This window comes from Streptomyces sp. NPDC002574, from assembly GCF_042889545.1.
Taxonomy (GTDB): domain Bacteria; phylum Actinomycetota; class Actinomycetes; order Streptomycetales; family Streptomycetaceae; genus Actinacidiphila.
Genome location: NZ_JBIARB010000015.1, coordinates 64,825 through 89,313, shown reverse-complemented (window position 1 = coordinate 89,313; position 24,489 = coordinate 64,825). Strand labels below are relative to the sequence as shown.

Annotated in this window: 26 protein-coding genes and 2 pseudogenes; 8 read left to right on the top strand and 20 right to left on the bottom strand. The window is 71.4% G+C overall.

Annotation, left to right across the window (positions count from 1 at the left end):
• Positions 1–32 precede the first annotated feature (32 nt).
• From ACFYXS_RS32140 to ACFYXS_RS32125, 4 genes are all read right to left on the bottom strand, one after another.
• Positions 33–530 (bottom strand): signal peptidase II, encoded by a 498-nt coding sequence (locus ACFYXS_RS32140; protein WP_389254762.1) that lies wholly within the window; start codon positions 528–530, stop codon positions 33–35.
• A gap of 102 nt (positions 531–632) precedes the next feature.
• A complete protein-coding gene (locus ACFYXS_RS32135; RefSeq protein ID WP_389254553.1) occupies positions 633–1,121 on the bottom strand; it encodes a hypothetical protein in 489 nt (162 codons plus the stop codon).
• A gap of 194 nt (positions 1,122–1,315) precedes the next feature.
• Positions 1,316–2,017 carry a hypothetical protein gene (locus ACFYXS_RS32130; protein ID WP_389254551.1) on the bottom strand — a complete coding sequence of 234 codons (702 nt, stop codon included), beginning with the start codon at positions 2,015–2,017 and terminating at the stop codon, positions 1,316–1,318.
• 195 nt (positions 2,018–2,212) lie between these two features.
• The gene (locus ACFYXS_RS32125; protein WP_389254549.1) at positions 2,213–3,142 is read right to left on the bottom strand and encodes an NADP-dependent oxidoreductase; all 930 of its coding nucleotides are present in this window, start codon (positions 3,140–3,142) and stop codon (positions 2,213–2,215) included.
• A 126-nt stretch (positions 3,143–3,268) separates the two neighbouring features.
• On the opposite strand from ACFYXS_RS32125, the gene ACFYXS_RS32120 reads away from it, so the two are divergent.
• A complete protein-coding gene (locus tag ACFYXS_RS32120; protein ID WP_389254547.1) occupies positions 3,269–3,826 on the top strand; it encodes a MarR family winged helix-turn-helix transcriptional regulator in 558 nt (185 codons plus the stop codon).
• On the top strand, positions 3,823–4,704 hold the full coding sequence (locus ACFYXS_RS32115; protein ID WP_389254545.1) for an aldo/keto reductase: 882 nt from the start codon (positions 3,823–3,825) through the stop codon (positions 4,702–4,704). Before ACFYXS_RS32120 ends, ACFYXS_RS32115 begins: the two co-directional genes overlap by 4 nt.
• Here the strand turns inward: ACFYXS_RS32115 and ACFYXS_RS32110 are convergent.
• Positions 4,698–5,288, bottom strand: coding sequence for a winged helix-turn-helix transcriptional regulator (locus tag ACFYXS_RS32110; protein ID WP_389254543.1), 591 nt, complete (start codon positions 5,286–5,288; stop codon positions 4,698–4,700). The two genes, ACFYXS_RS32115 and ACFYXS_RS32110, sit on opposite strands and share 7 nt — an antisense overlap.
• Before the next feature lie 156 nt (positions 5,289–5,444).
• On the opposite strand from ACFYXS_RS32110, the gene ACFYXS_RS32105 reads away from it, so the two are divergent.
• Positions 5,445–6,353 (top strand): NmrA family NAD(P)-binding protein, encoded by a 909-nt coding sequence (locus ACFYXS_RS32105; protein ID WP_389254541.1) that lies wholly within the window; start codon positions 5,445–5,447, stop codon positions 6,351–6,353.
• Positions 6,354–6,424: 71 nt separating this feature from the next.
• Positions 6,425–7,192, top strand: coding sequence for an SDR family oxidoreductase (locus ACFYXS_RS32100; RefSeq protein WP_389254538.1), 768 nt, complete (start codon positions 6,425–6,427; stop codon positions 7,190–7,192).
• Positions 7,193–7,232: 40 nt separating this feature from the next.
• Here ACFYXS_RS32100 and ACFYXS_RS32095 read toward each other — a convergent pair whose 3' ends face one another.
• Positions 7,233–8,132: a helix-turn-helix domain-containing protein gene (locus tag ACFYXS_RS32095; RefSeq protein ID WP_389254536.1), complete on the bottom strand. Its 900-nt coding sequence runs from the start codon at positions 8,130–8,132 to the stop codon at positions 7,233–7,235.
• A gap of 193 nt (positions 8,133–8,325) precedes the next feature.
• Between ACFYXS_RS32095 and ACFYXS_RS32090 the strand changes: the two genes are divergently transcribed.
• Complete coding sequence (locus ACFYXS_RS32090; RefSeq protein ID WP_389254534.1) at positions 8,326–9,153, top strand: SDR family oxidoreductase; 828 nt, start codon at positions 8,326–8,328, stop codon at positions 9,151–9,153.
• A 90-nt stretch (positions 9,154–9,243) separates the two neighbouring features.
• Here the strand turns inward: ACFYXS_RS32090 and ACFYXS_RS32085 are convergent, their stop codons facing one another.
• Complete coding sequence (locus tag ACFYXS_RS32085; protein ID WP_389254532.1) at positions 9,244–12,330, bottom strand: discoidin domain-containing protein; 3,087 nt, start codon at positions 12,328–12,330, stop codon at positions 9,244–9,246.
• A 234-nt stretch (positions 12,331–12,564) separates the two neighbouring features.
• Here ACFYXS_RS32085 and ACFYXS_RS32080 point away from each other — a divergent pair, with 234 nt between their 5' ends.
• Entirely contained in the window at positions 12,565–13,254 is a 690-nt protein-coding gene (locus tag ACFYXS_RS32080) for a DUF6082 family protein (RefSeq protein ID WP_389254530.1), read from the top strand.
• 28 nt (positions 13,255–13,282) lie between these two features.
• Here the strand turns inward: ACFYXS_RS32080 and ACFYXS_RS32075 are convergent, their stop codons facing one another.
• The 4 genes from ACFYXS_RS32075 to ACFYXS_RS32060 all read right to left on the bottom strand — a co-directional run bounded on the left by ACFYXS_RS32075 (position 13,283) and on the right by ACFYXS_RS32060 (position 16,972).
• Positions 13,283–13,669, bottom strand: coding sequence for a nuclear transport factor 2 family protein (locus tag ACFYXS_RS32075; protein ID WP_389254528.1), 387 nt, complete (start codon positions 13,667–13,669; stop codon positions 13,283–13,285).
• A 156-nt stretch (positions 13,670–13,825) separates the two neighbouring features.
• A complete protein-coding gene (locus ACFYXS_RS32070; protein ID WP_389254526.1) occupies positions 13,826–14,359 on the bottom strand; it encodes a GNAT family N-acetyltransferase in 534 nt (177 codons plus the stop codon).
• Complete coding sequence (locus ACFYXS_RS32065; RefSeq protein ID WP_389254524.1) at positions 14,356–14,727, bottom strand: alcohol dehydrogenase catalytic domain-containing protein; 372 nt, start codon at positions 14,725–14,727, stop codon at positions 14,356–14,358. The genes ACFYXS_RS32070 and ACFYXS_RS32065 overlap by 4 nt, the downstream gene beginning before the upstream one ends.
• Positions 14,728–14,830: 103 nt before the next feature.
• Positions 14,831–16,972 carry a PQQ-binding-like beta-propeller repeat protein gene (locus ACFYXS_RS32060; RefSeq protein WP_389254522.1) on the bottom strand — a complete coding sequence of 714 codons (2,142 nt, stop codon included), beginning with the start codon at positions 16,970–16,972 and terminating at the stop codon, positions 14,831–14,833.
• Positions 16,973–17,165: 193 nt separating this feature from the next.
• On the opposite strand from ACFYXS_RS32060, the gene ACFYXS_RS32055 reads away from it, so the two are divergent.
• Positions 17,166–17,681, top strand: a complete 516-nt coding sequence (locus ACFYXS_RS32055) for a GNAT family N-acetyltransferase (RefSeq protein ID WP_389254520.1) — start codon at positions 17,166–17,168, stop codon at positions 17,679–17,681.
• Positions 17,682–17,749: 68 nt separating this feature from the next.
• Here the strand turns inward: ACFYXS_RS32055 and ACFYXS_RS32050 are convergent, their stop codons facing one another.
• Positions 17,750–18,925, bottom strand: coding sequence for a serpin family protein (locus ACFYXS_RS32050; RefSeq protein WP_389254518.1), 1,176 nt, complete (start codon positions 18,923–18,925; stop codon positions 17,750–17,752).
• Positions 18,926–19,192: 267 nt separating this feature from the next.
• On the opposite strand from ACFYXS_RS32050, the gene ACFYXS_RS32045 reads away from it, so the two are divergent.
• Positions 19,193–19,396, top strand: coding sequence for a cold-shock protein (locus ACFYXS_RS32045; protein WP_389254478.1), 204 nt, complete (start codon positions 19,193–19,195; stop codon positions 19,394–19,396).
• A 114-nt stretch (positions 19,397–19,510) separates the two neighbouring features.
• Here the strand turns inward: ACFYXS_RS32045 and ACFYXS_RS32040 are convergent, their stop codons facing one another.
• The 8 genes and pseudogenes from ACFYXS_RS32040 to ACFYXS_RS32005 form a co-directional block, all read right to left on the bottom strand.
• The gene (locus ACFYXS_RS32040) at positions 19,511–19,903 is read right to left on the bottom strand and encodes a hypothetical protein (protein WP_389254516.1); all 393 of its coding nucleotides are present in this window, start codon (positions 19,901–19,903) and stop codon (positions 19,511–19,513) included.
• 12 nt (positions 19,904–19,915) lie between these two features.
• The gene (locus tag ACFYXS_RS32035; protein WP_389254514.1) at positions 19,916–20,326 is read right to left on the bottom strand and encodes an alpha/beta fold hydrolase; all 411 of its coding nucleotides are present in this window, start codon (positions 20,324–20,326) and stop codon (positions 19,916–19,918) included.
• Positions 20,327–20,423: 97 nt separating this feature from the next.
• A pseudogene (locus tag ACFYXS_RS32030) lies at positions 20,424–20,734 on the bottom strand (DUF4097 family beta strand repeat-containing protein); the annotation flags it as partial.
• A gap of 295 nt (positions 20,735–21,029) precedes the next feature.
• The gene (locus ACFYXS_RS32025) at positions 21,030–21,389 is read right to left on the bottom strand and encodes an STAS domain-containing protein (protein ID WP_389254512.1); all 360 of its coding nucleotides are present in this window, start codon (positions 21,387–21,389) and stop codon (positions 21,030–21,032) included.
• Positions 21,386–22,657 (bottom strand): PP2C family protein-serine/threonine phosphatase, encoded by a 1,272-nt coding sequence (locus ACFYXS_RS32020; RefSeq protein ID WP_389254759.1) that lies wholly within the window; start codon positions 22,655–22,657, stop codon positions 21,386–21,388. The genes ACFYXS_RS32025 and ACFYXS_RS32020 overlap by 4 nt, the downstream gene beginning before the upstream one ends.
• Positions 22,657–22,839 (bottom strand): annotated as a pseudogene (locus ACFYXS_RS32015) (alpha/beta fold hydrolase); the annotation flags it as partial. The pseudogene ACFYXS_RS32015 and the gene ACFYXS_RS32020, both read right to left, overlap by 1 nt.
• Positions 22,840–22,902: 63 nt before the next feature.
• A complete protein-coding gene (locus ACFYXS_RS32010) occupies positions 22,903–23,316 on the bottom strand; it encodes a hypothetical protein (RefSeq protein ID WP_389254757.1) in 414 nt (137 codons plus the stop codon).
• A 505-nt stretch (positions 23,317–23,821) separates the two neighbouring features.
• The gene (locus ACFYXS_RS32005; protein ID WP_389254510.1) at positions 23,822–24,265 is read right to left on the bottom strand and encodes a hypothetical protein; all 444 of its coding nucleotides are present in this window, start codon (positions 24,263–24,265) and stop codon (positions 23,822–23,824) included.
• Between the last annotated feature and the right edge of the window lie 224 nt (positions 24,266–24,489).

Genomic DNA, 24,489 nt, shown 5'->3' with positions numbered 1-24,489 from the left:
GGAAGCCCGGGGTGACGGGGTGCGCCGCGGGCTCACTGCTCCAGTGGACGGCTGCCGGGAGGGCTCGTCACGACGGTGCGCAGCGGGATGCCGCGGAACGTCTGAATGAGCACGATCACCGCGCCGGCGGTCACGCACTGGTCGGCCAGGTTGAAGATCCCTGAATCACCGAGCTGGATGAAGTCCAGCACGGCGCCACGACCGAATCCGGGGGTGCGGAACACCCGGTCGGCGAGGTTCCCGCCGGCGCCCGCGAAGATCAGCCCGAGACCGGCGGCCCAGCCGGTGGACCGGACGGAGGGGGCGACCCGGGCGATGAGGACGAGCACGACGATCGCCAGGAGCGTGAACACCAGGGTCGCCCGGGGTGCGAAGGAGCCGGCCGCTCCTGGGTTCCGGAACGCGGTGAAGGTCAGCGCACCGCCCAGGGTGTGCGTGGGTTCATGGCCCTCCACGACAACCGCGGCGATCGCCTTCGTGATCTGGTCCACGGCGAATCCGGCCGCCGCAACCGTCCACAGCAGATACATCCGCCGCACCGCCCACCTCCTGATCGCCGACCGCCGTCCGTCGAGCGTACGCGCCGCTCGGGGCGGGGAGGGAGGCGCCCGAGGGGAGGCGGCGGGCAGTCCTCACCATGTCAGGATCAGCGAACCCCCGACCGGCAGCGCGTGCCAGCGGTCCGCGTACTCGTCGAACCGGGACACGATCCGCTCGACCTCTGCCGGGACCTCGCCTGCCGGCACGTACGCGGGCAGCTCCCGCGCGTGGCCTTGCCGGACTTCCCACACCGGCAGGGCGATGGCCGCCAGTTGCTCGGAGCGGGCCATGTCCGCCTGGGCCCGGGGGGACGGTTTCACCGGATTCGACTTGCGGCGCCGTGCGGCCTTGGCGCGCTCCGCGGGATCGGCGGGCCAGAACATGCCGTTGTCACCGGCGGCCAGCCGCCCGTAGACCCCGAGCCCGATGCCCGCTTCCGTCTCGACCAGGAAGTGCACCAGGTCGTGCGGCAGATACCGGTGCCCGCCGGGTCCGTTGCGGGGGGCGAGCTCGGGTCCGGTCTCGCGATGCACCGCGATGTCGTAGCTCGTGCCCGGTCCCTTGGTGAAAACGACGCGCATGCCCGGAACGGTAGGTGGTGGGCGGAGCCGGACGCACCTGGTTTTCGGGGGCGCCGGGGCGAGCCGCCGCAGGCCCGTCTGCGTGCTGACGCCGCGGGCTCACCCCTGCACGAGGCCGGGACGCTCCGCGCGTTCGAGCACGGCGAATCACCGGCAGTCGGTCTGCCGCGCGGCGCCCGAGGTGTCCCGCGTGGTCAGCGGGCGGCCGCGGCCTCGTAGCGGCCGACCTGCTTGCGGAGAAGGAGCGCGGCGGTGTGCGCGTCGGCGTCCGCCGTGACGTCGGTGCCGGCGTTGACGAGCGTGGGCCCGTCGAGGGTGAACTGCTGGAGGACGGTCGACCCGCCGCCCTCGATGCGCACGCCCAGCGAACGGTCGCCGAGCTTGTCGACGTGCACGGGCGAGTACGTGCGGACGGAGCCCTTGTACGTCTCCTTGCGGCAGGTCTGCAGAGCCTGCTCCATCGCGTCGAGGACCTCCTCGGCGTCGCTCGGGGTGGCGTACTGCCGCAGGCCGACGGCCGCGATCGACGCGTCGTGCCCGGTGCCCGTCCGGAAGGTGCCGGATGCCTCGACCTGCGGCGCGTGGGGCTGCTTGTAGTCGCAGAAGCTCCTGCCGGTGAGCGACTCGCCGCTCTTGCCTGCGGCCCAGCCGGCGGGCAGGTCCGAGACGGGCAGCAGGGCCGCGGCCAGTGTGTCCTTCGCCAGGAAGTGCATGCCGGGTCCGGGGGCAACGCTGGGGGAGACGCCGGGGGACGCGGCGGCAGCCGAGGAACCGGTGGTGCGCGGAGCCGGGGCCGGCGCGCCCGCGGAGGTCGGGGACGTGGAGCTGCTGCAGGCGGCCAGGGCGGCGGCGCAGAGGAGCGTTCCGATGACGTGGACGTGCTTGCGGTGGGACACCGGTTTCCTAGCGTGTGGCGACTGTGCGGTCGAGCGGAATGAGCTGGCCGGCGCAGCTTAGGCACGTGTGGCTGGATTCCGTGCGGCGGGTCCGTTATGAGAAGGGGGCCATTGCGTCGCCGTGAGGTGTACTTCCCTCTCGCGGGGATGCCGGCGCCCGCACCGCTGTGCGAGCGGGCACCGGCCGGCGCGGGGTCAGATGACGATGAGGGTCTTGCCGGGCAGGGTGCCCTGATCGGCCTGGGCGTGGACGGAGGCCAGCTCCGCCAGGGGCCTACGGGCGGCGACGTCGATCCGCAGGTCGCCGGACCGGACGCGGCCCAGCAGCTCGGCGAGCTGGGCGGCGTCGCTGCGGGTGGCCATGCGGACCGTCTCCACGCCGCGTCCGGGTTCGGCGGGCGGCGGGGTGGTGGCGCTGACGAAGACTCCGCCGTCGGCGGTCAGCTCGGCGAGCGCGGCGGTCTCCTCCGGCGTGGTCGGCGCCAGGTTGAAGACCAGGTCGAAGCCGCCGTCCGCGGCCTTGATGACGGGCGTCGCGGTGTAGTCGATGATCTGGTCGGCGCCGAAGCCGCGGACCCGGTCGGCGCTGCGCGGGCTCGCCGTGGCGGTGACGTTCGCGCCCGCCCGGTGCGCGAGCTGTACCGCGTATCCGCCGACCGCGCCGCCTGCCCCATTGATCAGGACCCGCCGGCCGGCCCGCAGGCGGCCGTGCTCGAACAACGCCTGCCAGGCGGTCAGTCCGGGCGCGGGCAGCGCCGCCGCTTGGACCAGGTCGACCCCCTCGGGGACGGCGGCCAGCACCTCGGTGGGTGCGAGTACGTACTCCGCGGACGCGCCGGCACCGGTCAGCGGCAGGAACGCCGCCACCGCGTCACCCTCCGCCCAGCCCGTCACGCCCTCGCCGACCCGGGCCACCCGACCGGCCATGTCCATCCCCGGCACATGCGGCAGGTCGAGCGGGAACATCTCGCGCATGTAGCCGGTCCGCAGCATGGCGTCGGCCGGGTTGAACGATGTCGCGGCCACCTTCACCAGCACCTGTCCGGCACCGGGGACCGGGACCGGGACATCCTCCTGCACCAACACGTCGCTGCCGCCGTACTGATGGAATCGCACTGCCTTCATGGTCTCCCCTTCTCTCTTTGCTTCGAGTTCGAAGTACACCCTCCTCAACCTGCTTCGAATTCGAATTGATTCCGGACGGTCGTGTGACCTGTGTCTCGCGTCCCGGCGGCACATAGGGTGGGCAAGGTGGCCGATCATCGAGACGACGCGCCCCAGCCGGAGCAGCTGGCGGCCTACTTCGCGCTCACCGAGGCGGTCAGCATGCTGCAACACGCCATCGACCAGCAGCTCCGCGCCGAAGGCGACCTCAGCTATGTGCAGTTCCAGCTGCTGGCCCGGCTGTCCGACGCCGAGGGCAGCCTCACGATGACCGAGCTCGCCGACGGTGTCGTCTACAGCCGCAGCGGGCTCACCTACCAGGCGGCCCTGCTGGAGAAGGCCGGTCTGATCACCCGCGCGCCCAGCCCCGACGACGAACGCGCCACCCTCGTCACGATCACCGATGCCGGCCGCGCCCGTCTCGCCGATGTCCTGCCCGGCCATATCGCGGTCGCCCAGCAGATGTTCTTCGCCCCGCTCGGCCCGGACGACCTGCGTCATCTGCACGACATCATGGGCCGGGTCCGCGACCACATGCGCGCTCGACCACCCCGCTCCGCCGCCCCCCGCAAGAAGGCCCGCACCGCGCGCGGAGCGGGTACCGCCGAGCCGACCGGTCACGGCGAGCCGGAGAGGACGGCGTGAACCCGACGCCGCCGCGCCGCATCGGCGCGACCGGGGTCCACCCCGTGGGCCTCGGCCTCGCGGCGCTGTCCTTCGACCGGGCTCATGATCCCGACAGAGCGGCCCACACCATCACGGCGGCCCTCGACTCGGGCATCGGGCTCCTCGACACCGCCCACGCCTACACCACGGCGACCGAGGACCACCACAACGAACGCCTCGTCGCCCGCTCGCTGCGCGGCGTCCCCGCGGGCGACCGCCCGCTGGTCTCCACCAAGGGCGGCCACTACCGCAGCGGGGACACCTTCCCCGTGGACGGCCGGGCCGAGACGCTCCATCGCCACTGCGAGGGCAGCCTCCGCGCCCTGGAGGTCGAACGGATCGACCTGTACCACCTTCACTGGCCCGACCCGCAGGTTCCGATCACCGACAGCGTCGGCGCACTGGCGGAACTGCGACAGCAGGGGAAGATCGGCCTGATCGGCCTGTCCAACGTGGACCTGGGGCAACTCACCCTGGCCCGGGGCGAGGCGGACATCGCCACCGTGCAGAATCCCTGGTCGCTCTTCGACCCCGGTGACGACGAGGTCCTCGCGTTCTGCCGGCGAAGCGGCATCGCCTTCCTCGCCTACTCCCCACTGCGGGGCATGAGCACCGCCGGGCCCCGTCTCACCCGGGCGCTGGAGGGCGTGGCTGCACAGTACGGCGCCACCACGGCGCGCATCGCCCTGGCCTGGCTCCTCGCCCGGTCCCCGTCCCTGGTCGCCGTCTCCGGCGCCACCCGGCCGGAGACCGTGCGGGACTCGGCGGCCGCTGCACTGATCACCCTGGCGCCCGAACACCTCCAGCTGCTGGACGGGGCCGCCGACGGACCAGGGCCGGCAGGCCCCGGCTACTGAGCGGCGCGGGTGTCACGGGTGCCGTGGGGTTCGCCGGGTTCGCCCGTCTGGCGCGTACGAGCCGGTGCGAGTGGTTCGAGGAGTCGCCGCGGAAGGTTGAGCCGGGCGGACACGGGATCGGGCGCCGAGTCCGCCGCCGCGTCGAAGCCGGGGCCGGGTTCCATCCGGATCTCCGGGACCGGCGCGACGGAGCCGCACACCTGGCAGCGACCCTCGTGGTCGAGCGGGCCTCCGTCCACGTCGTGGCGCAGGGCGCGTTTGGCTCCGGCGGGGGAGTAGTAGGCGTCGCCCCAGGCCATCATCGCGCGCACGATCGGCCACAGGGCGATGCCCTTGTCGGCCAGCCGGTACTCGACGCTTCCCGCTCCGTCGTCGTCCCGGGTGAGTACGCCCTCCCGGACGAGGAGCTTGAGCCGGTTGGTCAGGACGGCGCGGGGGATCCCCAGCTGCGTGGCCAGGTCGCCGAACCGGCTCACCCCGTAGAAGGCGTCGCGGACGATGAGGAGGGTCCACCGCTCGCCGATGACCTCCAGCGCTCGGGCCAGCGAGCAATTGGAATCCGGGTAGGTGCTGGGAAGGGTCATGCACCCACTTTACCGCCCCATGGTTCACTCACTGAACTGTCTGGGGTTACGGTAAGGAAGTTCAGTGACTGAACTGCCAATGTCCCTCTCCCCTCAGAACCAGGCCAGGGGCTGCGGGCACCGAAGCATTCGGCCGGCAGCCGGAAAGGTGTTCTGATGACCAACGACGACAGGCTGTTCCTGATCACCGGCGCGACCGGCAGGACCGGCGTCGGGACGGTCAACCTGCTGCTCGAGCGCGGACACGGCGTCCGCGCCCTGGTGCACCGCGAGGACGGGCGTTCCCGCGCGCTGGCGGACGCCGGCGCCGAGATCGCCGTGGCGGACCTGCACGACCTCGACGCCGTGACCGCGGCTGTGCGGGGCGTCACCGGCGCCTACCTCTGCCACCCGATCCTCCCGGGCCTGATCGAGGCGACCGCCTGCTTCGCCCGGGCGGCGACGGGGGCGGGTGTCCGGTCCGTGGTCAACATGTCGCAGATCTCCGCCCGCCCCGATGCGGGCAGCGACGCCGCTCGGGAGCACTGGCAGGGCGAGCGCCTGCTGGACCGGACCGGCCTGCTCACCGCGCACATCCGGCCGACCTTCTTCGCCGAGTGGCTTTCGTTGTGGTGGGAGCGGCGGGACGGCGAGGGCCACCTTCGTCTCCCGTTCGGCGACGGGCGTCACGCCCCGATCGCCGCGGTGGACCAGTCCTATGTGATCGCCGCTCTGCTGCTCGACCCCGAGCCGCACGACCGCGCCGTCCACACCTTGCACGGCCCGATCGAACTCGACCACCACGACATCGCCCGGACCATGTCCCGGACGCTCGGCATCCCGGTGCGCTACGAGCCGATCAGCGTCGAGGAGTTCGCCTCGGCCATGACCGAACGCGGGATGCACCCGCACACCGTTCAGCACCTGAGCAACGTCGCCGTCGACTACCGGAACGGTGTCTTCGCCGGCACGAACGACAACGTCGAACGGATCGGTCATCGTGTGCCGCTGTCCGTCGAGCAGTTCACCGTCGCGCACCAGCACGACTTCGAGGTCAGCGGGCCCTACTACGTCCCGGCCTCCTGACCGGGGCGGGACGACGTCACCCGCGTCACCCCCGTCGCGGGAACTACGAACGTGTCCATGAGGAGAAAACCATGTCTTCCGTGCTCATCACCGGCGCTTCCCAGGGAATCGGCCGGGCCATCGCCGTCGAACTGGCCCGTCGTGGCCATCGGGTGATCGCCACCGCTCGCCGGCCGGAAACGCTGGCCGACCTCCCCGTGGACCAGCGCCTGCGCCTCGATGTCACCGATCAGGACAGCGTCGACCAGGCCCTCGAGGCCGCCGGCGAGGTCGACGTGCTGGTCAGCAACGCCGGATCGACGGTCCGCGCGCCGCTGGAGAGCGTCCCGCTCGCGGAGGTCGAACGGCTCTACCAGCTCAACACCTTGGGCGCGCTGCGCGTCGTCCAAGGAGTGCTGCCCGCGATGCGGGAACGAGGATCCGGCCGCCTCGTCTTCGTCTCCAGCATCCAGGGACGACTGGTGCTGCCGATCATCGGCCCCTACGGCGCGAGCAAATGGGCGCTGGAGGCGATGGCGGAGACACTGGCCATTGAGACGGGCCACTTCGGCATCAAGGTGAGCATCGTGCAGCCGGGCGCGGTGTCCACGAACGGTGCCCAGCAGGCCCAGTCGTTCATCGCGGAGGACAGCCCGTACGCGCCGCTGTACCGGCAGCTCGCCTCTCTGCGCGGCGAGGTCATCACCTCCAAGGAGGTCGCCGCGGTCGTGGCCGGCACGATCGAGGAGCCCGAGCCCGCCCTGCGTGTGCCCGCCGGCGCTCCCGCCGAACGAGCCCTGAAGGCCCGCAAGGAGGCGCCCGAGAACGAGCCGTTCATGCCGGTCGCCATCGACTGGTAACGGCCGGGCCGGAGCTGAGGAGCACCGCGCCGGTTGCGGTTCAGCGGCGGGGACGGGGGGCGACACCCGAAACGGTGGGCGCCTTCCCGTCCCCCGTGCGACCGTGGTCGGCGGCCCATGCGGACAGCACCGTCAGGGCCTCGTCCGACGGTGAGCCGGGGTCGGCGAGGAACGCCAGCAGGGTCTGGTCCGCGTCGCCGGGGAAGGACAGTGCCTCGGTCCGCAGGACGAGGTGGCCGACGACCGGGTGGTGCAAGTGCTTGGTGTGGTGGCTGAACTGCACCACCTTCTGCGCGGCCCACCACCGGCGGAAGCGGTCGCTCTTCATCGACAGCTCGCCCACCAACTCGGCGGTACGGGGGTCGTCGGGGTAGCGGGCGGCATCCATGCGCAGCGTGCCCACGAACTCGGAGGCGACCTTCTCCCAGCGCTCGCCGAACAGCGATCGCGCCGTCTCGTCGAGCACCATCCAGCGCGCGGCGTTGCGCTCCCGGGCGGGCATCGCGTCGAAGTCGGCGAGCAGCGCACGCCCCATCCGGTTGACCACCAGGATGTCGGTGCGGCGCCCCAGCACCAGGGCAGGGGTGTTCTCCAGCCGGGCGAGGAGAGCGTGGATCCCCGGGCGTACCTTCTGCACGGTACGCGAGGCCCGGCGGCGTCCGCCGGCCACGGGGCGTGCCACCGCGTCGAGGTAGGTGCGTTCCGCCGGGTCGAGCCGGAGGGCGTTCGCCAGGGCGTCGAGGACGGAGTCCGAGGGAGTGATCGGCCGGCCCTGCTCCAGGCGCGTGTAGTAGTCGACGCTCACACCGGCCAGCGCCGCGAGCTCCTCCCGGCGCAGCCCGGGGACCCGTCGTGGCGCCATGTCGAGACCGAGTCGCTCCGGATCCATCGCCGCGCGCCGTGCGCGCAGGAACTCGCTGAGCCCTTCGTTCCGCTCCATACCCCCATGGTCCCTCGGGCCGGGGCGGCGTGTCCCGGCGAAGGTGGTCCTCCGGATCCCAGGAAGCGGCGGGCCGGTTCGGCGTCCCTCATGGGCGTGCGCCGGCGTTTTGCTGGAGTGCGCGGACGCCGGCTCGCGGTCCCGCATTCCACGCCGCCGTGCGCAGCGCACGGCCCTCCACAGGGAGTTCCCCATGACTTCGACCTGGCTCATCACCGGCGCGACCTCGGGCTTCGGCCGGATGGTCGCCGAGCGTGCGCTCTCGGGCGACGCCCACGTCATCGCCATCGGCCGCCGCGGCGACCGACTCGCGGAACTGGCGGACCACGCCCCGCGAGGGCGGGTCACCACGATCCCGCTGGACATCACCGAGCCCCGAGCCGAGCAGGTGATCGCCGACGCCGCGCGGACGGCGGGCGGGCTGGACGTCCTGGTGAACAACGCCGGCTACGGGCTGTTCGGCTCCGTCGAGCAGATCGATGCCGACCAGGCCCGCGCGATCTTCGACACCAACGTTCTGGCGAATCTCGCCGTCCTGCGCGCCACCCTGCCGGCGCTGCGCGCGTCCCGCGGCCGGATCGTGCAGATCTCCTCGGTCAACGGCCAGTGCGCATGGGCCTCATCGGGCCTGTACTCGGCCTCCAAGGCCGCCGTGGAACTCGCCGGCGAAGCACTCGCCCACGAACTCGCCCCCACGGGCGTGCAGGTGAGCATCGTCGAACCCGGCATCTTCGCCACCGAGTTCGCCACCAGCCTCCAGGTCGTCCTCCCCGACGACACCTACACCCCGACCGTCGGCAAGTTCCTCGCCGACTTCTCCGCGCTGCCCCCGTCGGCGTACGGCAACGCCGAGAAGGTGGTGGACGCGATCATGACGGTCGCGACGATGGAGGAGCCGCCCCTGCGCCTGGCCGTCGGCGCGGACGCCGTCGAGCGGATCCGGGAGTCGCTGCGCTCCCGCCTCGCCGAACTCGAACGCTGGGAGTCCTTCTCGACCGGACCGGTCGGCCAGACCGTCTGAGGCGGGCCGGCCCGGGCCGGCGGGCGCCCCTGTCCCCGGACGCACGGGGGCGTCCGGGGACAGGGGCCCGTTGGTGGGTTCCGCTGCCGGTCAGGTGGCCCAGATCTGGAACTCCGAGAGCTGACCGGCCGGCCAGCCGGTGTTGGCGCCGATGGTCAGGCGGAAGTAGCGCTGGGTGGTGGCGGGGAAGGTGATCGTGACGGTGTTGTCCGCCGCCGGGTCGAAGGTGTAGGCCGCCGAGGACTTGACGGTGCTGAGGTTCGAGCCGTCGGTGCCGGCCTGGACGGACAGCGTCTGGGTCCGTGCGCCCCAACCGGCGGGCAGTTGCAGCACGATCCGGGAGGCGCTGCGCGCCGACCCCAGGTCGACCTGGACCCACTGCGGGAACACGTTGTTGGCGCTCTCCCAGTAGGTCGACCGGGAGCCGTCGGTCACGTTCGACGAGGGATAGACGTCGGTGTGGCTCGACTCGCTCGTCGGCCGTCCCGCGGCCAGGTTGCCGCCCGTACCGCCGGTTCCGGTGCCCGACAGGGCGATGGTGGTCGGGCTGTTGGTGGCACTGCTGGTGACGGTGACCGTACCCGTGCGGGTGCCGGTGGCCGTCGGGGCGAAGGTGACGCTGATGGTGCAGGAGGCTCCGGCGGCGAGGGACGAGCCGCAGGTGTTGGTCTGTGCGAAGTCACCGCCGGCGGTGATCGAGGCGATCGACGCCGCGGCGCCGCCGGAGTTGGTGACGGTGACCGACTGCGCGGCGCTGGTGGTGTTCAGCGCCTGGCCGCCGAAGGTGAGCGACGCGGGGGACGCCGACAGACCGGCCGGCGGGGGGCCTCCTGCCGCCGTGAAGATGAGGGAGTTGGCATTCCAGCCCCCGTTGTCCTGGTTGAGCGTCAGGACCTGGCGGCCCGCGGGCAGCGTGACCCGGGCGTTGACGGTGGCCCAGATCTGCCAGTCGCCGGTGGCCGGCACGTCGACGGCACCGCTGAGGTCGGCACCGGAGGCATTGGACAGGTGCAGCGCACCGGCCACCGCCGAGGGGGCCGCCAGCCGCAGGCCCACCGTGTACGTACCCGCCGTGGCGACGTCGACGGTGTAGCGGAACCACTGCCCGCTGCCGGTCCAGCCCAGGTTGTAACCGCCGCCGGTGTCCGAGGTGGCCTCGAGGTCGACGCCGTCGGCGCGGTAGCCGTTGGCATTGCCGTTGACACTGGTGACGTTGTAGGCCGTGCCCTGGCCGCCGGTGTCGTAGTTCTCCGCCTGCACGGTGCCGGGGATCGCCGCGGGGGTGCCGCCGTAGGGGCCCTGGGGTGCGGAGGGCTCCCAGTTGTTGCCGCTCAGGGTGGCGGAGAAGCCGGCGGAGTTGTTGACGAAGGCCGTGGCACCGGTGTGCAGGCCCGTGACGGTGTTGCCGGTGACAGCGGCGGAGCCGGCCGGCGCGGGGTAGAACGGCGGCGAGATCGCGATGCCGTTGCGGCCGGGGGCGGTGACGGTGTTGCCCTGCAGCAGGGTGTTCGTCGACGTGGAGAAGCCGATCCCGTCGTAGAGCGAGTCCGTCACCGTGTTGCCGGTGGCGGTGACGTGGTCGACGACGCCGGAGTTCTGCCCGTCGCCGCCATTGCCGATGTGCAGGGCCGGCTGCCCCTGGCTGTAGGCGTTGCCGCCGGAGCGGACGACGGTGTTGTCGGAGACCGTCGCGGACAGCAGGTCACTGCCGTTGACACCGAACCGGCCGGCACCGAGGCCGATGTAGCGGGCAGTGTCGCTGATGTAGTTGCCGGTCACGTGGTGGCCGCTGCCGCCGTAGATCCCGATGCCCTTGCCGCCCCAGGGCGCGATCGAGGTGTTGTTGCTGACGGTGACGTTCGTCATGGGCTGGTAGAGCGTCTGGGAGCCGTCGCCGTTGGTGTTGTAGTGCACGGAGTTGATGGCGATGGCGTCGTCCCCCGTGCCGCGGACGAAGTTGTTCGTGACGGTCAGGTTGTTGCCGGTGTCGGCCCCGAGCGACACGTTGTTGACGTTGATGCCGTCCGCCCAGATCGCCGTCAGCCGGCTGTTGCGGACGGTGCCGCCGGTGCCCGAGGCCCAGAAGCCGGACATGGTGTGCTGGGTCCAGATGCCGTCGGCCACCCAGTCGGTGCCGGTGGTGTCCATGGCGCCGCCGTCGCCGCCGATGGTGCTGCGGCTGATCGCGTTGGCGTCGACGTGGAAGTTCCGCACGGTGCAGGAGGTCACGTCGAACAGGGCGGCCAGCGGTGTGCTGTTGGGGACCGGTACGTCGCGGTAGACCGTGCTGTACCACATGCCCGCGCCCGCGACGGTGATCCCCCGCGCGGTCAGGCCGGTGGTGCCCTTCACGTAGAAGGTGCCCTGCGGGATCCAGAGGATCTTGCCCTGCGACTGCGCCTGGTCGATGCAGTTCTGGATCGCGGCCCGGCTGTCCACGGCCTGGCTGTCGGCCGCACCGTTGGTCGGGTTGTCGTCCGGGACCGCGCCGCAACTGGTGATCGAGATCGAGTTCGCCGGCTGGGGGAGCGGCGCCGGGGGGTTCTCCACGTCGACGGAGTCCACGTCGTAGAAGGACGCGCCGTTGGCGGCGTCCTTGCGGAGCGAGAAGGTGGCTCCGGCCGGGATCGGCGCGCCGGTGACGAAGGCGTGCGACTCGTCCCAGAAGACGCGGGGACTGCCGTCGGCCGGGTTCTGGTTGTCGCTGGTGTTGTAGTTGTTGTTGCCCTCGTACACCCAGGTCTGCTTGGAGTTGAGGTTGAGGGCCTGCCGGAAGACACCGTTCACATAGAGGTTCAGCGTCGCGGTCGTGCCACCGCCGGAGGCGGAGTCGGGGATGCTCGCACGGACGTTGAGGAAGCTGATGGGCGCTCCGGTGGTGTTCGTCCACTGCACGGAGCTGCCGGTGCCGGTCAGGTGCGCGTACGCGTGACCGGATGCTTCGAGGGCGGCGCTGGAGTACTGCGTCGTGGGCGGTGCCGACAGCGACGTGACGGTGGCGCCACCACCCGTCGTGCCCGCCTCGGCCTCGTAGATCCTGAACGCCGTGGTCGCGCCGGCCGCGGCGGCGGCGTCCGACGCCTGCCGGGCCGCGGATGCCGTATGGCCCGCCCGCGGGGTCTCGGGCGCCGGGGCGCGCTGGGGTGCGGCGCCCGCCGGTAACGCCGAAACGCACACAGCGGCGACCGCTGCGAGTGCGATCGCCGCCAACCTGCGCCCGGCGTGGTGGGGGGCACGCGACGGTCTGGGGATCGCCCGCATCTGAAGCTCCTTCAGGAACGTGGAGAACCGGCGCCCCGAACGTACAGACCACCGTCGGACCCCGCAAGGTTCTGAGCGAGCAAAGCAAAATCCCGGCACATCAATGAAAGATTGACACCCAGGCGGGATCGGCGAGAGCGCCGCCTCGCCATGAACCCCGGCACGTCCGCGACTTCACCGGAGCGGGCGGTGATGCCGGGCGACGCGGTGGCAAGTACGCTGCCCCGGCCCGGACTAGTCACGAGGGCAGGCCTGCCTGGGGGTGGTCGACCTGATAGCTCGTCAACGACCCGGGGTCCGCCGGGCCGGATCGGCGCGGCCTACGGCTTCACGTCGGCCATCGTCTCCGCGCTGGCACTGGCCGGCGTCGCGGCGTCACTGATCGTCCGGAACCGGCAGGCCAGAGCGGAGCAGATCCAGGGCATCCGCACCTACTACCTGGAGCTGGTGCGTCTGGAGCTCGACGACATGGCGCTGTTCCGGCCGGTCTGGGGCGACACGGCGGGAGCCTCGGCGAGAACCTGCTGCGGGACATGCTCACCGGGATGTTCACCGGCCGGTCCGGGCGCGACTACTGGAGCAGGGCCCACCCTCGTGGACCGCCCGTACGTCGGGCAGCCGTGCCGGTCGTCGCTTCGTGGCCATCGTGGGCGAGGAACACCTGCGCGCGCTCGCCGCCGGACCTCCGTCACGCTCGCCCCTCGCCCCTCGCCCCTCGCCACCGACCCGCCGCCGGCGTCCGCTCCCGGGGCATCGCACGTCTGGGGAACGGCGGCCGGCGCCCTGCTCGGCCTGGGCGCCGGATGGGCCCTCGGATCGCGGCTGCGCCTGCACCGTTAGAGCGTGATGGGCGGCATTCGGCACCGCGTCAGAAGCCGGGCATCGACTCGACCCACTGGGCCCGCCAGGCGGGCGGGGTGAACGGGTCCGCGAAGTACTGGGTCTCGTGGACGACCTTGCCGTCGCGGAATTCCATGATGCTGACGGTGGAGGCGGGTTTCCCGTCGTAGTCGATCACGTATTCGGTGATCCAGAGGTCCCCGCTGCCGAGGATCCTGCGGAGGGTGAACTCGAGCTTCGCCGGATGGTGGGACCGCAGCGCCTGCAGATCGGCGCGGCCGTGGATGCGCTCACCGGACTGCGGATAGTCGGTGATCACGTCCTCGTGGTAGATCTCGTGCTCGGCGTCCTGATCCCCGGCAGCGGACGCTGCCCAGTGCCGGTCCAGCGCCGCGCGAGTCTCCTGGTCGCCCATCGCGTTCCCTCCGATCACCCGGGTGTCGGACGAGATCCAGCCCCGATGTCCCGGCCTCTCCGCGAACCAGCCTACCCTCGCCGAAATCGCATCGGCGTGCGCGGCACCCCCGGGGGCGCCGCGCACGCCGCATCGCCCCACGCGGTGGGCGCCGGCTCAGGCCTCGAACTCCGTCAGGTCGATGGCGTGGATGCGCAGCGGGAAGCCGTACTCGGGGTGAGTGGTGTCGCGCTCCGGCGCCATGCCGAGCTTGCGCAGCACGTTCTCCGAGGCGTTGTCGCCGATGCGGGCAATACTGACCAGGCGGTCCAGGCCGCGGTCCTGGAGCGCGAACTCCATGGAGGCCTGGGCGGCCTCCGAGGCGTAGCCCTGTCCCCAGAACTGCGGGCCCAGCCGCCAGCAGACGGACACGTCGGGCATCGCCTCCGGCAGGAACTCCGGCAGGGTCAGACCGGTGAAACCGGCCAGTTCCCCCGAGACGAGCAATTCGACGGCGAAGAGGCCGAAGCCCTCCTCGTCCCACTCCTCCTCCCACCGCTCGATGGCCTCCGCCGTGTGTTCCAGGTCGCGCACGGAGCCGTCGCCGACCCAGCGCATCACCTGCGGGTCGCCGTTGATCTCGGCCATGGGGACCAGGTCGTCGTCCTGCCAGCGGCGCAGGAGCAGGCGGGGGGTCTGGATCTCGCTCATGGGCTCATCCTGTCTGAGGCGGAGCCGCAACGGTAATCGGCACGGCGACCGGCGCCGCCCGCCAGCCGATGCCGCCCGCCCGACAGGGGCATGCCCGCGTCGGTCATGGGGGCCAGGAGCCCGGGTGTGGTGGCGGCCTCCTCCGACACCGGGATCGCGTGGTGGTACTCCACAGCCATGTACTCAGCGAAGCCTCCGGGAGGGCCGGAGCCCACCCAGCGGGCGATGCCGCTGCACAACTGCTCGTTGCCCTCGCGGCACTGGCGGCACGTGATGTCACCCCAACCGGGGTTGACCACCACGAGGTCGCGCTCCGCGTGGCCCACCGTCTTCGGCACGCCGTTGCCCAGGAAGATGATGCACGGCACCTTTGAGCGGGCCTGAGGGGTGTCCCCCGGCTGCCTCGTTCGCCCGGCCGGGCCTGCTCGACGTCGGCGGGTTCGTCACGGCCCGGCTCCGGCGCTCTGCGGGTCAGTCCTCGACGGTCAGGGCGTAGACCTTCCCGTCCTCGCCGGCCACGTAGACGATCCCGTCGGCCACGGTGGGGGGCGAGGTGACATCACCGTCGAGCGCGTAGGACCACCGGACCTTTCCGGAGGCCGCATTCATCGCGTACAGCTCGACGTCACCCGCGTAGACCGTGCCGGCGTCCACTGCGGGGCCCGTCGGGCGGTTGTCGTCCGTGAGCCGCGCGAGCCACCGCTTGGTGCCCGTGGCGGCGTCGACCGCACCGAATTTCCCTGCGGCCGCCGTGCTGTCGGCCGGCCCGGCTGCCCAGCCGAACAGCGCGCCGCCGGTACCCACCTGGACCTTGACGCCGTCGTTCGTCCACTTGAGGTGCCCGCTGGCGGCATCGAGCGCGTACGAGGTGTGACGGTAGTCGCTCCAGAGGTACACGGTCCCGTCCGCGACGGTCGGGGTCGCGTCGAGATAACTGCGGGTGTCGTACGACCACTTCTTCTCGCCCGTGGCCGCGTCCAGCGCATACAGGTGGTGGTCGAAGCTGGCGATGTAGACCCGGCCACCCGCCACTGCGGGCGAGGACTCGATCTTCTTGGCCGTGCGGTAGGACCATTTCTCCTTGCCGGTGGCAGCGTCCACCGCGTGGAGCACGCCGTCCTCGGTGCCGAGATACACGACACCGTCGGCGACGGCAGGCGTCGAGTAGACCCCGAATCCCGTGTAGAACTTCCACTTCAGCCGACCGGTCGCGGCGTCCAAGGCGTACACGTCCCCGTCCTTGCCGCCGGCGTACACGGTTCCGTCGTCCACCGCAGGTGACGCCTCGCGCCAACTGGGTGCGTCGTAGGACCACTTCGTCCGACCGGTCGCCGCGTCCAGCGCGTACACCTTGCCGTCGTCACTGTTGGCGTACACGACTCCACCCGTCACCACAGGCCTGGCCGTCACCTTGCCCTCAAGGGCGGTGGCCCAGAGTCTCTTCACGGGCGGCTTCTTGACAGTGTCCACGGCGCCGGGCCGGTCGCTCTCGCGGTGATCGCCCCCCATGGCCCAGGCGGCGACGCCCACACCCGCACCGACTGTCAAGAGCGTCGCGACGCCGGCCGCGACGAGGCGACGCGAGGGTGGCCAGGGGGAACGGTCCCGTGCCGTTCGCTCCGCGTCGGGCGGCATCTCGTCAGTGCCGGAAGTCGACGACCCCGACTCGTCCGTCGGCACGCCGTCCGGCTCGTCGTCGCCGGCCGTGTCACCCCGGGCCGCGTCCGGATCCACCTCGGTGAGCGGCGCGGTATCCGCGAGCGCCTTCACCGACCCGGTGGTCCGCGTCGCGTCGTCCATGGACGCGGACGCCACGGCCCGAAGCCGGTCCCGCACCTCGGCGGCGGAAGCAGGCCTGTCCTCCGGCTTCTTCGCCAACAGCTGCGCGACCAGCGCATCGAGAACCTCGGGCACGTCCGGCCGCTGGACACTCGGCGCGTCCGGTTCCCGGTGCACATGGGCGAACATCAACGCGCTCGTCGACAGCTCGCCGAACGGACTGCTGCCCGTGAGCAGCTCGTGCAGAACACATCCCAGCGCGTACAGGTCACCCCGGGCGTCCTGCGGGCCCTTGTCGAACCGCTCGGGCGGCATGTACGCCAGAGTGCCCATGATCCGGGTGTTGGACAGCGTGCCCGTGTCCATGTGGCGGGCGATGCCGAAGTCCAGGACCTTCACGCCTCCCGACCCGGTGAGCATCACATTCGCCGGTTTCAGGTCCCGATGGACGATTCCGGCCTTATGGGCTGCCGCCAGTGCGTCGGCGATCTGCGCGGTCCACTCGACCGCCTCGGCGATCGGGGGAGTCCCGGTCTCCCTCAGCACCTGCCCGAGGTTGCGACCCCCGACGAGCTCCATCACCAGGAGCAACGTCCCATCGGCGTCCTGGCCCAGGTCGAAGACCGTGACCACACCGGGATGGTTGAGCGCACCAGCGGTCCGCGCCTCACGGAAGAACAACTGCGCCGCGTCGTCCCCCGTCAGATGCGACTGCAGCAACTTGACCGCGACCTCACGGCCGATGACCCGGTCATGGGCGGACCACACCTCGCCCATACCGCCACGGCCCAACTGGGCCCGCAACTCGTAGCGGCCCGCCAGAACACGCCCCACACCAACCCCCACCGGTCACCCCCGTCCAGCTCCACCGGACTCGGAAGCCGGACCAGGGCATGCTATCGGCCAACCTGTCCAGAAGGACCTCCAGGACGGACAGCCGGCCGGCGCAGTTCCCATGGCCCCATGGCACATGGGTCACGGCGGTACGGTGGCCCAGGCGATGGTCCGGAACGGTATCGTCGGCCCCATGTTCGAGCTGATCGCGCCCACCACGCGTCTGCACGCGGCGTGGCTCGAGGCGCACGAGGAGTGGGGTCCCGGTCAGCACGAGGACGGCTTCGGGCTGGGCCCGTCCGACGACGTCGACTCGCCGGACGGATTCGCGGACTGGGTGGCGATGCTCGCCGCCCAGTCCGGCCCCGAGGCGCGGGAAACCGGCCGGGGTTGCACGTACCGGTGGATCGTCGAGCGCGACCTGGTGCACGGCGGGATCGCGTTCCGGCACGGCCCCAATGACTTCGTGCTCCAGTACGGCCACATCGGCTACGGCATCCGGCCGTCCTCCCGCCGGCGTGGGCTGGCCACTTGGGCGCTGACCCGCATGCTCGACGAGGCTCGCGCCCTCGGCCTGGACCAGGTGCTGCTGGTCTGCGAGGCCGCCAACATCGCCTCGGCAAGGACGATCGAGCACAGTGGCGGCACCTTCGACGCCCTCGGCGACACCGAACACGGCGCTGTGCGGCGCTACTCGATCAAGCTCTAGCTCATTGCGCCTGCGGGCCGTTGCCGGGCCTTGCGCACCACGCGCGGCGGAAGCGCCGGCGTCCCGTCTCAGTCCTGGTCGTCCTCGTCGAGCCCGCACCACACCTCGTCGACGGTCGGCGTGCACACCCACCCGGCGTTCAGGACCAGCCGCGAGGTCCTGTGCACTGTGAGGAAGCCGATCGGACCGTCGAACTCGACGGATACGCGCTTCGCTCTCCCGGGCGGGATACGCCCCGACCCCGCCATGGCGCTGAGAGCGGTCACGGCGGCGGAGCGGTAGCCGAGCGCGGAGAAGGAGGCCGTCACCGTCTGGCCCGCGGCGCCGATGGCCAAAGGCGCCCGGCTGATGCCGGGGAAGTGCCCACGGGAGGAGTCCGTGGCCGAGGCCAGCCCGAACAGTCCGGCGTGGTCGAGCAGATCGTGATGTGCGGTCACCTCGAACGGCACCGCGGTCACCGTCAGGTACGGCTTTCTGTCCGAGCTGGGCACGCGGGAGACCGTGGCCCCCGGGCCCGGCTCGCCGTACGGCAGAAGGTCCCCGGGAACGGCCGGATACGCATGCCGCAACGCACCGATCCCAGCCGCCAGCACCTCACCGCCGCCCACACCCGCCTCACCGCGCAGGAGGTGCACGTCGATCCCCCCGGTGCCCAGCACCTTCAGTACGGTCACCCGCCCGCACGGCGCCCGCACGACCCCGGCCCGGTCCAGCAGCGAGGTCGTGCGGTGCAGGACTCCGCCGTGCTCGGTGAACGGGGCGAGCCAGTCCGTCCTGACCGTCAGCGCGCCGGCCAGGACCAGCTCGGTCTTGTCGTCGAAGGGGATCGGCAGCTCGGGGACCAGACCACCTGTCCGCTTGTCGGCCCAGGCGTCCATGGCCGCGCGGTCGGCGGCCACATCTCCGCTGAGCACGCCGTGCGAGGCCGGGGGAAGCATGCCCACCCAATCGGGCTCCAGCGGCAGGGTCGCCTTGCTCCACAGTCCGACAGCGCCGGCCACGCCCGGCAACCTGTCCATGCGCGCCAACAGCCGGCCCGCGGCTTCGGCGGCTTCACCGGCCCCGATTCCGGTGGCCCGTTCGAGGTCGTCCCGCGCGGCCCCGCCCGATCCCGCCGCCAGCAGGGCCAGGAGCGGCCACACCCCCGCGGCCGAGAACACCGTCTCCCGGCCCCGTTGTAGTGCCTGACCTGCCCACCCCGCGGTCAGCGCGTTGACCGCGCGGACCGTCGTCGCATCTCCCATGGCTCGCGATCATGGCAGCACGTCGGAGCCGCTCACCGGGCTTGCCGGGAATCGGAGCGACACCACCTGTATCCGGCGGCGCGCTGTCGCTGCCCCTGGGGGCCGTGGCGTTCGAGGCTTTTGCGGCGAGTGTGGGGCACGACGCGGCGTATGTGGTGGCGGAGGAACTGGATCATCGGGTAAGTAGATACCCGGGGGCCCAGCAACGGGGTCCGCCGACGCACCCTTCCGGTGTGTCGCAGCAGCATGATGTGAGGGACGAACACAGTGGCATCTGGCGTCGTGAAGTGGTTCAACTCGGAGAAGGGCTTCGGCTTCATCGCTCAGGACGGGGGAGGGCCGGACGTGTTCGCCCACTACTCGAACATCTCTGGCAACGGCTACCGCGAGCTCGTCGAGGGTGAGCAGGTCACCTTCGAGGTGACGCAGGGACAGAAGGGCCCGCAGGCGGAGAACATCGTCCGCGGCTGACTCCTGCCCTTCCAGGCGAGTACCTGGCGTGGGGCCGTCCCCTTCGGAAGGGCGGCCCCACGTCTGCTCCATGCGTTCGGGCGGGCCGCACGCTCGACGCCGTCGTCGGCGTCTTCAGCGACTCCCGCCGTCGCGGGCGGCGACTACGCGCACGGCCTCGGCGACGGCCGGGTAGTCCCTCTTGAGGATCGCGCCGTGGTTGCCGCAGACCTTGGCGCCGATCCGGATGTTCGGGTTGTGGGCGGTTACGGTGTCGAGGCCGGCGCGGATGCGTTCCTGTTCGTCGCCGCGGCTGCCGAAGGACGTGCCGGAGGCGACGACGTAGCGGATGGGGACGGTGACGTCGTCGAGCACGGGGCGCAGTTCGCGTTCACGGGACAGCTTGCCGAGTTCGATGTTGCTCTCGGCCTGCTGTCCTGCGGTCATCCGCGGGGCCAGGCCGGTCGGACGCAGCAGCGGAAGGAACCAGCTCATCCGCCGGAACAGCTTCCGGAGCCGTAGTTCCATGGCCTCGTCCAGTCAGTCGTGGGGGAACGCGCCGTCGACCAGGACCGCGCCCACGGCACGCTCCGGATTCCGGTCGGCCCAGTGCGCGCCGACGACCGCCCCGTGGGACCAGCCCACCACCAGCGCCCGGTCGACGTTCCGGGCCGCGAGGACGGCGTCGACGTCCCGGACGGCGGCCTCGAAGGAGTAGTCCGCCGAGCGCTTCGACTTGCCGCGGGCACGCTCGTCGTAGGTGATGTGCCGCCACTGCGGGCCGAGTTCGGCGATGACGCGCCGCCAGTACCCCTGGGTGGCGAACTGGCCGTTGAGGTACAGCACCGGGATGCCGGGGCCGCCGGTGTCGGTGACGGCCAGGGCCGTGTCGTCGACCGGCACCATGCCGGTCCACTGCGGGTCGGTCGAGGTGGTGCTGTTCCGCGCCATGGTTCCCCCTGGTGTTGTCGGGCGGTCGTGTACGACGTCTCCGGGCCCTGTCTGCCGATCATGGTGGGCCCGGACGGATGATCCTGGTTCCGGTTCCTCAGAGGCTGCAGGCGGTGATGTCGCCGCGGGCGGTGGTGGCGCGGATGTCGAGGTCGGCGACTCCGTCGTTCTTCAGGGCGTTGTTGATGCGGCCGTGGCCGGTGCCGGCGTCCAGGGCGGCCGAGACGCCGGCGGCGGCGGTGACCGTGATGTCGCCGGACCGGGTGCGGAGCACGACCGCGCCGTGGACGGCCTCGGCGATGGTGATGTGTCGCCCCTCGCGGTGCTGATCTTCGCGGGGCCGCCCAGCCGGCCGACCTCGATGTCGCCGTCGATCGCGGTGAGGCGGACGCTCGCGGCCCGGTCGATGTCCGACGCCGAGGCCAACGCCTATGCCGATGAGGAGGACGAGGACACCGTGGAGGACGTCTCGCAGGGCGCCCAGCTGCCGTCTCTCGACAACACTCCCGTTGCATCTGATTGATAGGTGTGCAGCTCAGTGCCTTGAATTTATTGCAACAGCCGTAAAGAGCATGCAACGGTCTTGGTTCTGTTCATTGCAATGGTGGGGAGTTGAACGCCATACGCTCACGCGCGAGGAGAGGTCCTGCGGCGCCCCACCGCCTGCGGCGCCGGTTCGGCCGGCCCCGTCGACGCCCGCCGATCAGCTTGCGGTGGGCTGCCAAGCGGCCTCGGCCGCCAAGGCGGTGGGGTGGGTGGGGAAGACCTGTGCCAGGCCGACGATGTGGAAGATCCGGCTGACGCGGCCGGGGACAGCGGCAAGGGCGATGCCCGCATCGGCTGCCAGGGCGTGGTTGCGGGCGGCGAGCAGCGCGGTGATCCCGCTGGAGTCGCAGAAGGTGAGGCCTCCGAGGTCGAGGACGAGTTGCTGCCCTCGGCGCAGCCCGATGCCGGGCAGTGCCGCGCGAACCTCGGGCGAGGTGTGGTGGTCCAGTTCCCCGGTGAGTTCGATGACCGCCCCCGCGGCGGTGGCGCGGACCTGGACGATCAGATTTCCGTTCACAGCTGCTCTCCGCTGGTGCGTCGGGGCACGTGGATGGCCAGGACGGCGGTGTCGTCGTCCACGCCGGTGCCGAAGGTGTCGAGCAGGTCGCGGATCGCCTCGGTGGTGGCCGATGCGGTGGTCGGGGCCAGGGCGCGACCGAAGTCGAGGAGGGCATCGTCGCCATAGCGTTCCTCGCCGCCGACGGTGGCGTTGATGTGGGCTTCGGTCAGCCCGTCGGTGTGCAGCAGCAGGGTGTCACCGGGGGCCAATCGGATCGCGTTGGTGGCGATGTGGGCGTCGGTCAGGACGCCGATGAGCTGTCCGCCGGGAGTGGGCAGGTAGTCGGCGGTACCGTCCGCACGCATCAGCAGAGCGGGAGGGTGGCCCCCGCTGGCCAGGGTGACGTGGAAGCCGCCCCGGTCGTGGTCCGGGGTCAGCAGGCCGAAGATGACGGTGCAGAAGCGGGGGTCGGTGCCGTTGTACTCGTGGGTCAGGACCGTGTTGAGGTTGGTGAGCACGGCGGCGGGGTCGGGGTTGTAGACGGCGGCGGCGCGCAGGGTGTAGCGGGCCAGCGAGGTGACGGCCGCCGCCGCGGCGCCCTTGCCGCACACGTCGCCCAGGAACATCCCCCAGGTGCCGGCGGCAAGGGGGAAGAGATCGTAGAAGTCGCCGCCGACCTCGTCCACCGAGGCGATGTGGTAGTAGGCGGAGACGTCCAGGCCCGGCACGTTCGCCAGCGTCGGGGGCAGCAGCGTCTTCTGCAGCGTGGTGGCCAGCCGCTGGAGGCGGTCGCGCTCCAGGTCGGCTTCCTTGCGGGCGCGCAGAAGTTCTGTCTCGTACGCGCGGCGGTCGCGGGCGTCGAGGACGGTGGTCCGGATCAGCAGCGGCTGCCCGTCCCGGCCGGTCTTCACCGTCGAGGTGACCAGGACGGGCAGGCGCGAGCCGTCGGCGGTCGTGAATTCCAGGGCGATGCCGCTGATCTCGCCCTGCATTCTCAGGAGCGGGGCGAAGTGGGTCTCGTGGTAGAGCCGGCCGCCGACGGTCAGCAGGTCGGAGAAGTGTCTGCGTCCCACCAGGTCGCCGCGCTCGTAGCCGAGCCAGTCCAGCAGCGTCGTGTTGACCTTGGCGATCCTGCCGTCCAGCAGGGTGGACAGATAGCCGCAGGGCGCGTGCTCGTACAGATCCTCGGCACTGTCCTCCAGCAACGCGGAGAACTGTGCCTGCTCATCGGCCGGAACCGGGTTCTCCCGAGGGCCCTGGCCCCCCTCGTCGTCCGTCTCGCACATCATCCGGCGGCTCCCGCGAACGCTGCGATCGCCGCGGCCGTTTCCTCGGCGGCGAGCCGGTGACAGTGCCCGGTCGCGTTCAGTGTGACCAGCCGGCTTCCCGGGATCTGCGCATGGGCGAACGCCCCCACCTCCGGCGGGGCGATGGCATCCCGAGAGCCCTGCGCGACCGGCGTGGGCACCACCCGAACCCGTGGGCCGGCATCACCACCGGCTCGCCGGGTCGCCCGGTGACCGCCACGTGGTTACTGCTCCGGACGTCCATACGCTCCATCCTCGCAGACGACGGATCGACTCTCGGCCGTCCGCGCTGCCGGGAGGGCCGCCTGCCCCGTACGGCGGGGTCCATGCGCACGGGCCACACCGGTCCGGGTGGGCGACGGCCGGCTCGCGACCAAGACGGCGCTTTCCGGGACGCGTTGGGACTGGCAGGGACGCCTCGCCGGCGGCGTGATCATGCGTGGCGGGTCGCGGACGGGCCGGCCCACCCGTGTCCGCTCGGCCCGACACCCCGGGTGGCACTTCATGCCGGGGGCGTCGGGGCGCGATCGGACCTGGTTGAGACCGCCGTGGACGAAGAAATCCGTTCCGGTGGTGAAGGTGCTCCGGTCGCCGGCGAGGAAGAGCGCGGCGGCAGCGACCACCTCAGGGCGGCCCATTCGGGACAGGGGTATCCGGCTCGCGAAGAAGGCCTGCACCTTGCCGGCCTCCTCCGGGTCAGGGTCAGGCCGGAGTCGCCAGGTGTGTCGATGGGGCCGGGGACGAGGGTGTTCGCACGCATCCGCCGGGCCGCGAGTTCATGGGCCCAGGTGCGGGAGAACCTGGACCGTTCGGTCAAAAACTGTCGGCGCCGTCACGTCCGACGGTGCCGTGGCCTTCCCGCGCCGAAGCGAGCTGCCCTGGGAGGAGGGTCGCTGTCGCCTGCCGCGATGCCGCCCAGCCGCTTCTCGGTGTCCAGCGGGTCTGTGACCGCCGCGCATCGGCGCGTCCGTACCGCGGAACGCGGCGGCGTCGGGCGCCTGCAGGTCGGGCCGAAGCAGCCGTCCGCCCATCGTCCGCCCATCGTCCGCCCCCTGGGAAACCCGGCATCGGTGACGGCACGGCGTCCCGTCGATCAGCCGCCGCCGAGGCCTCCGTGAACCGGCAGCTGGCTCGACAGTCCCGTCAGCCCTGCTGCTCCTGCCAGTGGAGCACGAGGAAGAGCGTGAGGAGGAGGTCGTCCGGCAGCAGGCCACCCTCACCCGGAAGACGCACTCGACGGGGGCGCACGCCCAGTTGGTCGTAGAAGATCTCGAGCGGGCCGATCCCCCGCACCCGGTTGCCGAGTTGGTCGTATCTCAGGTCGTACGGGCCGATGCGCAGCAGGCGGGTTGCGAACTTGGTGTGTTCGCAGGTCCACTGGCCGACGGTGTGCGGCACGCCGGACCACCGGCTGTAGGTGATGTCGGTGGCGCCGACGGCGGACAGGCGCGTGCCGAGCTGCTCGTACGCGAGAGGCCACGCACCCAGCGTCCGAGGCCGGGTCCCCAGCCGGTCGTAGCTGACAACTACGCCGCCGATGCCGCACAAACGGGTCCCGGCCATGTCATAAGCCAGCTCGATGTCCATGCGCCCCCTCACCTCCGGACACGATGCCGCGCTGACCGGGCTCGGCGGCGCGGCGAGAGCGCGCGCTTCCGCCCAGGTGCAGACTTCCGTAGGGACGTCGTACGACCCTTGCGTGGTTGCGGCCGCCCCGGCGGATCGCTTCTGGGAACCGTTCGTGCGGGGCGTGAGGTCGGCTTTCGGGGGCAGAAGGCCACGGACGGGGCGGACAACTCAAAGGTGATGAC

Coding starts and splice junctions, on each gene's coding strand:
- ACFYXS_RS32110 (WP_389254543.1), bottom strand. CDS start 5,288: ATGACCCTTCCCAGCACCTACCCGGATTCCAATTGCTCGCTGGCCCGA.
- ACFYXS_RS32100 (WP_389254538.1), top strand. CDS start 6,425: ATGTCTTCCGTGCTCATCACCGGCGCTTCCCAGGGAATCGGCCGGGCC.
- ACFYXS_RS32090 (WP_389254534.1), top strand. CDS start 8,326: ATGACTTCGACCTGGCTCATCACCGGCGCGACCTCGGGCTTCGGCCGG.
- ACFYXS_RS32070 (WP_389254526.1), bottom strand. CDS start 14,359: ATGAGCGAGATCCAGACCCCCCGCCTGCTCCTGCGCCGCTGGCAGGAC.
- ACFYXS_RS32125 (WP_389254549.1), bottom strand. CDS start 3,142: ATGAAGGCAGTGCGATTCCATCAGTACGGCGGCAGCGACGTGTTGGTG.
- ACFYXS_RS32050 (WP_389254518.1), bottom strand. CDS start 18,925: ATGGGAGATGCGACGACGGTCCGCGCGGTCAACGCGCTGACCGCGGGG.
- ACFYXS_RS32105 (WP_389254541.1), top strand. CDS start 5,445: ATGACCAACGACGACAGGCTGTTCCTGATCACCGGCGCGACCGGCAGG.
- ACFYXS_RS32095 (WP_389254536.1), bottom strand. CDS start 8,132: ATGGAGCGGAACGAAGGGCTCAGCGAGTTCCTGCGCGCACGGCGCGCG.
- ACFYXS_RS32020 (WP_389254759.1), bottom strand. CDS start 22,657: ATGTGCGAGACGGACGACGAGGGGGGCCAGGGCCCTCGGGAGAACCCG.
- ACFYXS_RS32075 (WP_389254528.1), bottom strand. CDS start 13,669: ATGGGCGACCAGGAGACTCGCGCGGCGCTGGACCGGCACTGGGCAGCG.
- ACFYXS_RS32040 (WP_389254516.1), bottom strand. CDS start 19,903: ATGGAACTACGGCTCCGGAAGCTGTTCCGGCGGATGAGCTGGTTCCTT.
- ACFYXS_RS32035 (WP_389254514.1), bottom strand. CDS start 20,326: ATGGCGCGGAACAGCACCACCTCGACCGACCCGCAGTGGACCGGCATG.
- ACFYXS_RS32140 (WP_389254762.1), bottom strand. CDS start 530: ATGTATCTGCTGTGGACGGTTGCGGCGGCCGGATTCGCCGTGGACCAG.
- ACFYXS_RS32010 (WP_389254757.1), bottom strand. CDS start 23,316: ATGGGCCGCCCTGAGGTGGTCGCTGCCGCCGCGCTCTTCCTCGCCGGC.
- ACFYXS_RS32005 (WP_389254510.1), bottom strand. CDS start 24,265: ATGGACATCGAGCTGGCTTATGACATGGCCGGGACCCGTTTGTGCGGC.
- ACFYXS_RS32055 (WP_389254520.1), top strand. CDS start 17,166: ATGTTCGAGCTGATCGCGCCCACCACGCGTCTGCACGCGGCGTGGCTC.
- ACFYXS_RS32135 (WP_389254553.1), bottom strand. CDS start 1,121: ATGCGCGTCGTTTTCACCAAGGGACCGGGCACGAGCTACGACATCGCG.
- ACFYXS_RS32080 (WP_389254530.1), top strand. CDS start 12,565: ATGAACCCCGGCACGTCCGCGACTTCACCGGAGCGGGCGGTGATGCCG.